At 55.5% G+C, this 11,202-nt stretch carries 13 protein-coding genes; 7 read left to right on the top strand and 6 right to left on the bottom strand.

Annotated features, from left to right (window positions below):
* Positions 1–769 precede the first annotated feature (769 nt).
* The 3 genes from C8D99_RS05085 to C8D99_RS05075 all read right to left on the bottom strand — a co-directional run bounded on the left by C8D99_RS05085 (position 770) and on the right by C8D99_RS05075 (position 3,375).
* The gene (locus C8D99_RS05085) at positions 770–1,561 is read right to left on the bottom strand and encodes a hypothetical protein (protein ID WP_133957036.1); all 792 of its coding nucleotides are present in this window, start codon (positions 1,559–1,561) and stop codon (positions 770–772) included.
* A 108-nt stretch (positions 1,562–1,669) separates the two neighbouring features.
* A complete protein-coding gene (locus C8D99_RS05080) occupies positions 1,670–2,530 on the bottom strand; it encodes a tetratricopeptide repeat protein (protein ID WP_133957035.1) in 861 nt (286 codons plus the stop codon).
* The gene (locus C8D99_RS05075) at positions 2,527–3,375 is read right to left on the bottom strand and encodes a FlgT C-terminal domain-containing protein (protein ID WP_208321087.1); all 849 of its coding nucleotides are present in this window, start codon (positions 3,373–3,375) and stop codon (positions 2,527–2,529) included. Before C8D99_RS05075 ends, C8D99_RS05080 begins: the two co-directional genes overlap by 4 nt.
* Before the next feature lie 371 nt (positions 3,376–3,746).
* Between C8D99_RS05075 and C8D99_RS05070 the strand changes: the two genes are divergently transcribed.
* From C8D99_RS05070 to C8D99_RS05050, 5 genes are all read left to right on the top strand, one after another.
* Positions 3,747–4,109, top strand: coding sequence for a desulfoferrodoxin (locus tag C8D99_RS05070; RefSeq protein ID WP_133957033.1), 363 nt, complete (start codon positions 3,747–3,749; stop codon positions 4,107–4,109).
* A 2-nt stretch (positions 4,110–4,111) separates the two neighbouring features.
* Positions 4,112–4,606: a ferritin gene (locus tag C8D99_RS05065; protein ID WP_133957032.1), complete on the top strand. Its 495-nt coding sequence runs from the start codon at positions 4,112–4,114 to the stop codon at positions 4,604–4,606.
* A 94-nt stretch (positions 4,607–4,700) separates the two neighbouring features.
* Complete coding sequence (locus C8D99_RS05060) at positions 4,701–5,228, top strand: flavin reductase family protein (protein ID WP_133957031.1); 528 nt, start codon at positions 4,701–4,703, stop codon at positions 5,226–5,228.
* Positions 5,229–5,257: 29 nt separating this feature from the next.
* A complete protein-coding gene (locus tag C8D99_RS05055) occupies positions 5,258–6,130 on the top strand; it encodes a TIGR02757 family protein (protein WP_133957030.1) in 873 nt (290 codons plus the stop codon).
* Positions 6,127–6,798 (top strand): tetratricopeptide repeat protein, encoded by a 672-nt coding sequence (locus C8D99_RS05050; RefSeq protein ID WP_133957029.1) that lies wholly within the window; start codon positions 6,127–6,129, stop codon positions 6,796–6,798. Before C8D99_RS05055 ends, C8D99_RS05050 begins: the two co-directional genes overlap by 4 nt.
* Here the strand turns inward: C8D99_RS05050 and C8D99_RS05045 are convergent.
* Genes C8D99_RS05045 through C8D99_RS05035 form a run of 3 tightly spaced genes read right to left on the bottom strand, consistent with a single transcriptional unit; the run spans position 6,789 to position 9,800 of the window.
* On the bottom strand, positions 6,789–7,814 hold the full coding sequence (locus C8D99_RS05045; protein WP_166670010.1) for an asparaginase: 1,026 nt from the start codon (positions 7,812–7,814) through the stop codon (positions 6,789–6,791). The genes C8D99_RS05050 and C8D99_RS05045 overlap by 10 nt on opposite strands.
* 13 nt (positions 7,815–7,827) lie before the next feature.
* On the bottom strand, positions 7,828–8,556 hold the full coding sequence (locus tag C8D99_RS05040) for a polysaccharide deacetylase family protein (protein ID WP_166670009.1): 729 nt from the start codon (positions 8,554–8,556) through the stop codon (positions 7,828–7,830).
* A 5-nt stretch (positions 8,557–8,561) separates the two neighbouring features.
* Positions 8,562–9,800 carry an MFS transporter gene (locus C8D99_RS05035; RefSeq protein ID WP_133957026.1) on the bottom strand — a complete coding sequence of 413 codons (1,239 nt, stop codon included), beginning with the start codon at positions 9,798–9,800 and terminating at the stop codon, positions 8,562–8,564.
* Positions 9,801–9,961: 161 nt separating this feature from the next.
* Between C8D99_RS05035 and C8D99_RS05030 the strand changes: the two genes are divergently transcribed.
* Both C8D99_RS05030 and C8D99_RS05025 read left to right on the top strand, forming a co-directional pair.
* A complete protein-coding gene (locus C8D99_RS05030) occupies positions 9,962–10,471 on the top strand; it encodes a deoxycytidylate deaminase (RefSeq protein ID WP_133957025.1) in 510 nt (169 codons plus the stop codon).
* Positions 10,472–10,490: 19 nt separating this feature from the next.
* Positions 10,491–11,069, top strand: coding sequence for an HDIG domain-containing metalloprotein (locus C8D99_RS05025; protein WP_133957024.1), 579 nt, complete (start codon positions 10,491–10,493; stop codon positions 11,067–11,069).
* The last annotated feature ends 133 nt before the right edge of the window (positions 11,070–11,202 follow it).

The raw sequence follows: 11,202 nt of genomic DNA, 5'->3' as shown, positions 1-11,202 counted from the left end.
AAGTCCTTTTTTTATTGGATTACAGTTGAAACAGAGCATTGCGAAGCGGAGAGTTTCCGGCCACGGCCGGAGATTCTCCGCTTTTTTCGTGCTCTTTTGTCTGTCATCCCGAGCGGAGCGATCGCGCTCGCGCAGCATCCAGAGCGCAGCGGAGGGAGCATCCCCGGAGGGGACCGAGGGATCTGCCCTTGTTTGTCATCCTGAGGCCGGTATCATGGCCGAAGGATCTCGGGTTTGATTCTGGAGAGACCCAACCCCGAGATCCCTCCGTCCTTCGGCCGTTCGGGATGACACACAAATACGCTCGCGGTCGCGCAGCATCCAGAGCGCAGCGGAGGGAGCATCCCCGGAGGGGACGGGAAGCCTGCTCCCAAGGAACTGGCCCCCTCTACATGAGCGGCTGCGGTAATACCGGAATCACGGGGACATGAAAATAGGGAACCATGACCGGTAAAGCAGGAAGGCCGTAGGAGAGCGGGACAGTGTATATTCTCACTCCCCGGGTATCGACGGAATAAATGTATCCGTCCCGGGAAAGAAGGAAGGGCGTTTTCAGAGCAGGATCGGCAGGTTCTGCAAAAGGAGCGGTGAATCTGTCCGGGTAATCGGGTTTGGAAATCAGCGCAGGCGAAGTGAAAGGCTGAAGAGGAGCGGCATGGGCGGTAAGAGAAAAAAAGAAAAATATACAGGCTGTCGCCGACAGGATTGATACAAGGGGCTGTAAAAAGGCATTGCCGGTTTTCATGAGAATGCCTCCTTTCCGCGTACTCTAATTATCTGCCAGAGGAGAGAGCCTGCCCATCCAGAGATATCCCCACACAGCGGCCTGGTGGGCGAGGAGAGGTGTATCGCTGTCGCTCCAGCGCATATTGTTTCCGTGGACCATTCTTGTGAGCGAGTACAGGTGGTCCTTCAGCATCTCGGAAGGCCTTTCAGGAATATCGATGGATGAGGATGTCATCTGATACCAGCTTCTGCCTGTCCAGGCGTAGATGGCCTTCGGTCGGTCTCCTTTCCATGCGATGGGAACTCTCGGGTTGTCCAGAATCCCCATCCTGTCGACAAGGCGGTTCCATGAACCGATAGCGTTAAAGGAAGGATTCGTGGCCCAGGAGGGTATATAGGTCGGCAGCAGCATACCGGAGGATGAAGGAAGGGAAGGCTGCACAGGCGGCTGAATCGTCGGATGGGAGACACCGGCAAGGGGAAGAACCTGTACGTGGTTCACCGATGTCACCGCAGCGGGAACCGGGTATTGAACGAGGCTGAGAGACGCCGGATTCACGGAGCCGACGACAAAGGCTGTCGGTACAAGTCCGCTGCCGCTCGCTGCACCGTAGACCCAGGCTCCGGATGAGGTCCGCACAACCGGATAGCCGTCAAAGGTCACAAACCAACCTTCCGGAAGATTGTACGGCCGGTATACGTAAAAATTCATCCCGGCATAGACCGGCTGGTTAACGAGAACAGGCTCCACGACATAGACGGAAGAAGCTTCGCCGGGCACTGCCGGCAGAGAAGCAAACAACAAGACGAGAAGAAAAAACGGAAGTCGTTTCATGACCGGTAGTCCTCCTTTCAAAGAGTGCCGCACGTTTTCCCGGTGAATGGAAGAGACACCCTTCTCACCCTCACATTATATAAGCGAAAAGCCCGAGGCGAAAGAATATCAGTCCGGATTTCCTTCCGGGGGAGAGGGAGGAATGTACACGGGGGTCTGAACATCCTGTCCCGGGAGAGCCGGGGGCGTGCCCTCTGCCTGCGCCTGGCCGGGCTTTTCTTCGGTCCGGGGGGCTATAACTATGCGGACAGGGACAAAGGGACGTAATTTGCCGTTACCTCTTCCGGAGGGAACCTGCCTTGGAACAGGAGAGGCTTCCGGTGTGAGAGGCGCCTGAATTTCTTTTTGCGCTGTCTCATGAGGAAGAGGCGGAGTGTATATCGGAGCTTCGGGCTGCGGTGACGGGGCTTCTTCCGGCTGCAGGATTGCAAATCCCCCTGACGCTGCCGGCAGGGCTTCAATCCTCGCCGGTCTTTTGGGATCCCAGAGAGGTTTTCGTCCGTCCCCCGAAGGATAGGCGAAAATCCTGGACAGGGGAGGATATCCCGGTTCCGCTGCAAGGGCCTTTTTGTACGCTTCCTGTGCTCTGGAAAACAATCCTCTCTCATGGTATGCCCTTCCGAGAGCATGCCATGCCCGGGGATTGGCGGGTTCTTCGAGAACTGCCCGCTCAAGAAGGGGGGTTGCCCTGGTGAAATAGCGCTGTTCAAGAAGAATAAGCCCCTGCTGGAGGGAAAGATTCACCCTCAGGAGCGGTTCAGGTTCTTTCTGCACGTCCTTTTTCGGTGCGGGAGCGGTGATTTTGGGGGGCGGTGATTTTTTTGCCGGTTTAGGCTTGGGTTTCGGAGCAGATCCTTCGGGCTCGGTGACAATCACTCCGTTTCCCCATGCCGGCAGGTTTTCGGAAAACAGGGGAAACGCCAGAAAGAAAAGAAGGAGCCACGTGACGATACAAACAGTTTTCTTCATTTCAGAGGCGCCGCCTTTTTCGTCCCGAAACTCGAAGCTCGCACCAGGTCGTTGAGCTGTACGGGATCTTTGGATTTTTCGTTGATCAGTACCACTACCGATTCGGAATCCATCAGCTTCGTGACTTTCACGTTTCCCACTACCCTGGGAACGACGACCACAGGATTTTCCGGGTCAACGGTAACGTAGGTATCGCCCCGGACCACCTGGAGGATGTCTCCCACCGCCAGTGAGTTTTTTCGGCCGAGGGTGATGATGTACTCTCTTCTCCGGGGAGTCGATTCAGCAGTGGGTGCGATGATCCGGCCAATGAGGGAGAATTGTTCGTCGCTGATCCCGGATATTCCTCCCGCTGCATCGGCGATTGCGTTTTTGAAGGCCTGCCAGTGTGACGTAGAAGAAAACTGTTTCCATGTCGGCCTGCTCATTTTCTGGCCCTTGTCGGGAGGGGTCAGCCTGAGAAGGTCGAGCCCGTCCTTGTGTATCCGGTTGAAGAGGTTGGTCTGGAGTATTTCCAGAACGGGGTATTCCCGGGCGTTTAGAAAATACAGCCTGTCGTCTCCGGGATTGAAGGTGTACCTCTGGTCCTTTCCGGAAGCAATCCTGGAATCCTGTATTTGCCCGCTTCCCCCGTCATACACTCTGACCCGGAGAGAAACGTCCGCTTTCTCGAAGGATCCGAGCACCTCCCGCTCTTTGGCAAGAACTGAAAAAAGCTCCATCTGGACGGCAACATCTCCGGGGCGGCGGTCACCGGCGAACCATCGTTCTGCTCCCGTTTCGTCGAGAATCCGGACATCGGTGAAAGGGTCCCTTCGAAGCAGGGAAGCGAGGTGTTCAGTCATTTTCTGTTCAAGGACATTGACCGGGTAAAATTTGCTTTCCCAAATTTCAAAATCCGTGAAATTCAGCGCCGGCAGGAGAAGCACTGTTTTTCTCGCCGATGCGTAAGCATCTGCCGAAAACAAAAAACACAGGAACAATACAAGGGCAACAGCGCTCATTTTTAGGGTCGGTTTCATGGGTTCAGCCTCCACAAAGAACTTGGCACGATATCCGATATATGTATCGGCGAGCTGATCTATTGAATGAAGGCAGTCTGCCGCGCTGAAGGGAATATCCTGACGACCTCTCTGGGAAAAGAACAAATAAATGCTATAATGAATCCGTTTACAAATAACAACGTCATTTCATGCCAAAAGGAGGAAAGTACGGGATGAAGAAGCTGGATGTTTTTAAATGCGACCTGTGCGGCAATGTTGTTGAACTCCTTCACGTAGGAGGGGGAGACCTTGTGTGCTGCGGGCAGCCAATGAAGCTCCTCGAGGAAAAAACCGCCGATTCGGCCACCGAGAAGCATGTTCCGGTTGTTGAAGGCAACAAGGTCAAGGTGGGCAGCGTTCCTCACCCCATGACGAACGAACATTACATCGAGTTCATCGAGATCATGGACGGAGACAGGATCTGCAGGAAATTCCTGAATCCGGGTGAGCCTGCCGAAGCTGTCTTCGGCGCCTTTGCTCCCAAGAAGAGCAGGGAGTACTGCAATATTCACGGGTTATGGAAGGTGGATCTCTAAAAATGATCAGTAAAAAGATTGAAGACGCATTCAACGACCAGATCAACGCTGAACTGTATTCTGCCTATATTTATCTCTCCATGTCTGCATATCTGAACTCGGTGGACCTGAACGGCATGGCCCACTGGATGAAAGTCCAGGCAGAGGAAGAAGTGGAACATGCAATGAAATTCTCCTCCTATATCGTCGAGCGGGGCGGACGGGTTAAATATAAGGCCATAGAATGTCCCCAGGAGGAATGGGCTTCCGCTCTTGAAGTCTTCAAGGGAGCCTATGAGCATGAGCGGTATGTCACCAGGCGGATCAACGACCTCATGGATCTTGCTGTGGCCGAAAAGGACTATGCAAGCCAGGTCTTTCTCCAGTGGTTCGTCAGCGAACAGGTCGAGGAAGAGGCTCATGCCGACGAGATCGTGAAAAAGCTGGAGATGATAGGAGAAGGCAGGCACGGCATGTACATGCTTGACAAGGAGCTTGGGGGAAGAGAAGCGGACTAGTCGCTCTCCGGACTATCCTCACAATGCGGGTCTGGTGTATCATTGAGCAGGAGCCTCGTGTTCCTGCTCATTTTTTATTCAAGGGAGGACAACCATGGACGCTCAGATTGACCCGAGAGCCCTGTTTACTTTGAATTACGGAGTGTACATCCTCAGCACAAGCTATGAAGAAAAAAAGAACGGCCAGATCATCAACGCCCTCATGCAGCTGACCGCTGACCCCATTTGTATGGCCGCGTGCCTGCACAGGGACAATTACACCACGGAGCTCGTGGAAAAAAGCGGCAGGTTTTCCATTTCCGTCCTCGAAGATGCCGTGCCGCTCAAATTCATTGGGCTGTTCGGATTCCGCTGTGGCCGTGAGTTCGACAAGTTCGGCGAATGCACCTATGAAATCGGGGAGAGCGGCCTTCCCCTCGTGACGGAATACACCCTCGCAGGCATTGAACTCAGTGTGCTTTCAGTGCAGGATGTCTTCACCCACAAGCTGATCGTCGGCCGGGTGGAGAAGGCCCAGCTGCTGAAGGAAGGAACGCCTCTCACCTATGCCAACTATCACAGGGTGAAAAAGGGAAAATCACCGGCGAACGCTCCCTCCGCAGTCTTTAACCAGGTGAAGTAACGTCTTCTTTTTCCGGGAGTTGAAGGAAGGTGAGACCGCCGAACAACGATATTCTGTCCGAAGAAGCGCAGAACCTTGCCGGTTTTCTCCCCCGCTTCGAGGACGCATACAGCAGGCTGAACCGCCGGGAGTTCATTTCCCCGGACCCTCTGGAAAAGCTCTACCTGTTTGACACGGTCGAGGAACGGGAAGTTGTGGCCCTTGCCGTATCGTCCATTGCCTACGGAAGAGTCGGCCAGATCCTCAGGAACGCAGACAGGCTGCTCTCGGTCATGGGGGCTTCTCCCAGGTCATTCCTTATGGAAACATCAGCCGGTGAGCTTTCCCGCCTCCTCGGAGGGTTCCGTCACAGGTTCACATCCGGAGATGAAATGGCCTCGTTTCTTGCGGGAATCGGGGAGGTACTCAGGGAGTTCGGCCGTCTCGAAACTTACTTTGAAGACTGCCTCCGCCGGAGCGGGGATTTTCTTGGAGCTGCCGCCCTGTTCTCCGGGGGAATCCGGGGGGCGGGCGGTCTCGGGAAGAGTTTCCTTCTCCCTTCGCCCGATGACGGGAGCGCATGCAAAAGGCTGTTCCTGTTCCTCAAGTGGATGGTCCGGTCAGACGGAGTCGATCCCGGGGGCTGGAAGATTCTCGGGCCGGAGAACCTGGTTTTCCCCATGGATGTTCACATGTTCAGGATGTGCTCGTGCCTCGGACTGACGAAACGGAAAAGTCCCGACCTGAAAACGGCCCTTGAGGTGACAGGCCTTTTCAGACTGTTTCTTCCGGAGGACCCGGTGAAGTATGATTTTGTGCTCACCCGGTTCGGGATTCGCAGGGAGATGGACGCGAAAGCGTTCGTCAATACGTGCCTGGAAGGTGATGAACTGTGGAGGGAAAAGGAACGAAGGGGAGAGTGAGAAAGCGGGATGCAGCGGCGTGGTGTTTTCTTTTTTTCCTGTTGGCCTCCGGATTGTTCGGCGGCAGGGCTGCCTCGGGAGGGCTCAGGGAAGCCCTGCTGAAGGCATCGGAAGCTCCTGAGGATGCCGTTGCCCAGGCCGAACTCGCCAAGGCTTACAACCTCAACAGGGAGCCGGGCAAAGCTTTCTCCGCGGCGCGGCAGGCCCTGGTCCTGATGCCCGGATTTCCTCCCGCAGTCCTTGAGCTTGCCCATGCCTCCCGTGTGATGGGAGACCACGGGCAAGCGGTCAGGCTGTACGAAATGTATCTTGCCGTCGAACCCCGGTCACTTGAAGCGCTCGCAGGTAACAGCGAAAGTCTTGCCCGGCTCGAGCGGTGGGATGAGTCCTTCGCTTCTGCCATGGCGGCTATCCGGGAGGCTCCAAAAACTGCGGAAGGATACGGTGCCCTGGGAAGGGCATACAGAATTTCCGGCCGTTTCGAGGAGGCCGTGGAGGTTCTCAGGCAGGGGCTTGTTTTCAGGAGTGATTCAGTGGCCATACTGTACGACCTCGGACTCTGTTTCATCGAGCTGGGAGACCGCACCTCGGCCCTGGCCCAATACGAAAAACTCCTTGAACTGGACCGGGATACGGCATCCCTTCTCTTCAGGAAGATCTACCCCTGAGCCGGGGCTTCTCCGGGGGTAATCTCGTCGCAGAAGTTTTCGTGAAGGAGGGCTTCCAACTGGTCAGGCCCTGCCGCGGGGAGGGTAATCATGAGTTTCGCTATGATTGCCTCCCGGGTCATGTCTTTCCCCGAGATTGCGCCCAGTTCCAGTGTTTTTCTTCCCACCTCGTAGACGCTCAGGTCCACACCTCCGTAGACACACTGGGTTGTAATGATCACTGGAATGTTTTTCTCCCTGCACCTGGCAATGGGCGGGAGGAGATTTTCACCCAGGTAGGGGACACCTCCCAGACCCAGGGCTTCCAGGACGATGGCCCGCGGTTCGGCGTCCGTCAGGTGCTCCAGGTACCTCGCCCTGAAACCGGGAAACAGGGTGACGAGGAAAATGGAGTTTTCCACGGAGAGAGATGAAACGTCCACGGGGTAGGTTTCCGCGAGGAAGGGTTCTTTCCCCAGAATCGCCTTTCCCGACAGAATGCAGCCCAATTCATGATAATTTATGCTTGAAAAAGCGGTTGAGTCATGGCTCAGGATCTTCTGCGACCGGGGGCCGTGGATGAGGTGGCCGTGGAAAGCAATGGAAATGCCTTTTCTCCCCTGTTCCGCCAGGGCACGGAGAAAGGTGAAACCCTCAAGGATATTGCTTTCAGCGTCGGAATCAGGATCACCCATGGGGAGCATGGATCCCGTTATGACGACCGGTTTTGAAAAGCCGGGCAGAAAGAAGGAGAGGGCCGAAGCGGAATAGGCCATGGTGTCCGTGCCGTGAAGAATGAGAAATCCGTCATATTCTCTTTCCTCGGCCCTGAGACAGGCCGCCATCATCTTCCAGTCCTCCGGCGACATGTTTGAACTGTCCTTGGAGAGTAAATCCAGAACCGTGACGCGGCCGAAAAGCTCCAGGCCCCTGACGCCCGAGAGAAGCTCCTCTCCCGGAAGAGATGGCGTCAGCCCGTGCGTTCCCGGTCGCGATGCGATTGTGCCTCCCGTTGAAATAACCAGAAACTCAGCCACGAAATCATCTCCCTCACATGATAATGAACGTGCTTTCCTCTGCAGTCAGGAGAAATGGTGCATTTGCCATGTAGGCGGAAAACATTTCGTCCAGCGTCACGAATTCAAATCCATTCTTCCTGAGACGGCCGATTATTTCGGGCAAAGCATCGATGGTCGCCTTTACTCCCGAGTGAAAGAGCAGGATGGACCCCGGTACCGCCCTCCGGACCGTCCTGTTTGTTATGAATGAAGGAGAGACTCCGGTGTAGTCGCGGCTGTTAATGTCCCAGAGTACCAGTTTCATGCCGTTCTTCCTGACCCTTTCCACCGTCTTCCTGTCATATTTTCCTCCCGGAGGACGAAAAAACCGTACCGGAACTGAAGTGATGCCTTCGAGAACGGCCGAACATTTCCGGAGTTCCTCCTCGAGCTCTTCTGTCGAAAGCGAAAGGCAGCTCCTGTGGGTATGGGAATGATTTGCCACGGTATGTCCCCTTGAGCGGATTTCCCGAACGAGCCGGGGATTTTTTTCCGCCATGGAGCCCACAAGAAAAAAGCTTGCTTTCACGCCGAGGGTATCGAGCATGTCCAGCAGCGGCGGTGTGAGCTTATCGTGGGGGCCGTCGTCAAAGGTTATGGCCACGGTCCTGACAAGGCTGCTTCCGGAGGCGAGCACTGTCGCTCCTTCGAGCCGGGGCGGACCGGCAAAAATCAGAACCGCATAAAGAAGAAGCAGCGCCAGGCTGCGGAGGAATGCCAAGGATATCAGCCCCTCACTTTCCTGAGGATGACGATGCCGAGAATAAAAGTGTAGGAAAGAACGGCGATGGCCAGTCTGCTGGAGCCCGTTACCTGGGTGATGAAACCAAATACTGCCGGTCCGAATATGCCGGAAAATTTGCTCGAAATGTCGTAGAAACCAAAAAACTCGGCTGTTCTTCCCGGAGGTATCATTGAAGCGAAAAAGCTCCGGCTGATTGCCTGGGTGCCGCCCTGAACCATTCCCACCGCAATGGCAAGGGCCCAGAAATGCCATATTTCCCGGACGAAAATGCCTGCGAAGGTAATGCAGAGGTAAAAGCAAAGCCCGGCGAGGATCGATCTTTTACTGCCGATTTTCGAGGCCAGAACGCCGAAGGCGAGGGAGAAGGGAATACCCACGAACTGGGTGACCAGAAGCGCGCCCACCAGGTGGGACATGGGAATACCCAGGGTGGCTCCGTAGATTGCAGCCATTCGGATGATGGTCCCTATGCCGTCGTTGTAAAGCCAGAATGCCAGGAGGAAAACAAAAAGGTTCCTGTAGTTCCTGATTTCCCTGAAAGTCGTCCTCAGTCTTTCCAGTCCCTTCAGGAAAAGGGCCGCCCCCGAAAGATGCTTTCCTTCCGGAGAAGGAGGCGGTTCGTCCACGAAAAGAAAGACCGGGACGGAAAAAAGTGCCCACCACAGGGCGACGGAGAGAAAGGAAAGCCGTGCCCCTGCGGTTCCCGGAAGAAACCGGATAAAGAGAAGGTTTGCCGCGAGGAGAATACCGCCTCCGAGATAGCCGAGGGCGTACCCCTGGGAAGAAACGGTGTCTATCCTGTGTGCTGGAACGAGGGAAGGAAGAAGGGCATCATAGAATATCATGGAGGCTGAAAAACCGATGGTCCCGCCCATCATGAGAAAAAGGGCCAGCTTCCAGTCTCCGGGTCCGATGAAGGCCATGCATCCCGATGAGAGAACGCCGAGCAGGGTGAAGAGGAAGAGCATTCTCTTTTTCGACCCCTTTACGTCGGCCGCCGCTCCGAGGATAGGGGCGAAAAAGGCGCTCAGAAAGAGGGAAACGGCCGAAGCATATGCCCAGTAGGCGGTTGAAATGTTCGTGGCCAGCCCGAAGGCGGCCACCTCCTTGAAATATACCGGGTAGACTGCAGCCATAATGGTGGTTGCGAAGGCTGAGTTGCCCACGTCGTAGGAGCACCAGGAGAGGACTTTTCGGTCAGCGTCACGGAAAAAAAGCATAGGGGCTCCTTTTTGCCCGGGAATATACGTCCGGGTAATGGAATAAGCTTCAGTATCATACCATTATAGCGGTGAGAATCTCCACATGCCCGGGAGAGTTGGAGAGAAAGAGCTTTTCCGGGTGCTATAATCGGAATCGATGGAAAAACGGAGGATGAGACATGACTATTCAGCGGCCGGAATGGGATCTTTACTTCATGATGATAGCCGGGGTGGCGGCCTCGAGAAGCACGTGCCTGCGGAGGCGCGTGGGTGCCGTGATCGTGAGGGACAACCATATTATCAGCACGGGATACAACGGTGCCCCCAAGGGGTTGCCCCACTGCGGCGAAGTCGGCTGTCTCCGGACGATACTCGGAATACCGTCGGGGGAACGGCACGAAATCTGCCGGGGATCCCATGCCGAAATGAACGCCATCGCCCAGGCCGCCTCCGTGGGAACGAGCACTGCTGGCGCGGCCATATACTGCACCCATGAACCCTGTTCCTTTTGCACGAAAGCGATACTCAACGCCGGAATCCGGAGGGTGGTGTACGTTCACCCCTACCCTGACGAACTGGCCAGGACCATGAGAGCGGATGCGGCAGTCACGGTGGACAGACTGCCGGAAAACGTTTTTTCCATGGTTTCCCCCCTGCTCGAGGGGCTGTTTCAACCGGCGTTACAATAAACTCCGAGGAGGAAACACGATGGACATTTCACGAAACCAGGCTCTTGAACTTCTGAGGAAATACAACAAGGAAGACAGCCATATCAAGCATGCCCTCGCAGTAGAAGCCACCATGGGTTTTTTTGCCTCCAGGATGGGAGGCGATGTTGCACAATGGAAACTTGCAGGGCTGCTTCACGATATTGACTGGGAAATCACCCAGGAGAACCCGGAGAAGCATACCCATGAAGGGGCCGGGTGGCTTGCCGATGCAGGTTACCCGGAGGAGATCTCCAGGGCCGTCCTCGCTCACGGGTGGAGCATCTGCTCCGACGTCAGGCCGGAAAGCGACATGGAAAAAGTGCTCTTCACAGTGGACGAGCTGACGGGACTTGTCATCACCGCGGCCCTGGTCCGGCCCAGCAGATCGGTCATGGACCTCGAAGTCAAATCGGTGAAGAAAAAATGGAAGGACAAGGCCTTTGCCAGGGGTGTGGACCGGGACCTCATCGTCAAGGGAGCGGAAATGATACCCATGCCCCTGGATACCGTCATCGAGTGGGTCATCCTGGCCCTCAGGGAGGTTGAGGCGGAAATCGGCCTCGGCAGCGAGGCCTAGAAACTGGTTTCACGCCGTTCCACCGGCTTGGCGGTAGGCGGCTTTGCCGATGCGGATGCCCCTCCGGGGCTGGTATGATCACACACCGGATTTCAGCTATTTCTCCAGGGGGACGAAAAAGCATGGAAGGAGA

This window comes from Aminivibrio pyruvatiphilus, from assembly GCF_004366815.1.
GTDB lineage: Bacteria > Synergistota > Synergistia > Synergistales > Aminobacteriaceae > Aminivibrio > Aminivibrio pyruvatiphilus.
This window is presented reverse-complemented; position numbering and strand designations above follow the sequence as displayed.

Excerpts from the sequence above, each read along its gene's own strand:
- C8D99_RS05085 (WP_133957036.1), bottom strand. The coding sequence starts at position 1,561 with ATGAAACGACTTCCGTTTTTTCTTCTCGTCTTGTTGTTTGCTTCTCTG.
- C8D99_RS05080 (WP_133957035.1), bottom strand. The coding sequence starts at position 2,530 with ATGAAGAAAACTGTTTGTATCGTCACGTGGCTCCTTCTTTTCTTTCTG.
- C8D99_RS05075 (WP_208321087.1), bottom strand. The coding sequence starts at position 3,375 with ATGACTGAACACCTCGCTTCCCTGCTTCGAAGGGACCCTTTCACCGAT.
- C8D99_RS05070 (WP_133957033.1), top strand. The coding sequence starts at position 3,747 with ATGAAGAAGCTGGATGTTTTTAAATGCGACCTGTGCGGCAATGTTGTT.
- C8D99_RS05065 (WP_133957032.1), top strand. The coding sequence starts at position 4,112 with ATGATCAGTAAAAAGATTGAAGACGCATTCAACGACCAGATCAACGCT.
- C8D99_RS05060 (WP_133957031.1), top strand. The coding sequence starts at position 4,701 with ATGGACGCTCAGATTGACCCGAGAGCCCTGTTTACTTTGAATTACGGA.
- C8D99_RS05035 (WP_133957026.1), bottom strand. The coding sequence starts at position 9,800 with ATGCTTTTTTTCCGTGACGCTGACCGAAAAGTCCTCTCCTGGTGCTCC.
- C8D99_RS05030 (WP_133957025.1), top strand. The coding sequence starts at position 9,962 with ATGACTATTCAGCGGCCGGAATGGGATCTTTACTTCATGATGATAGCC.
- C8D99_RS05025 (WP_133957024.1), top strand. The coding sequence starts at position 10,491 with ATGGACATTTCACGAAACCAGGCTCTTGAACTTCTGAGGAAATACAAC.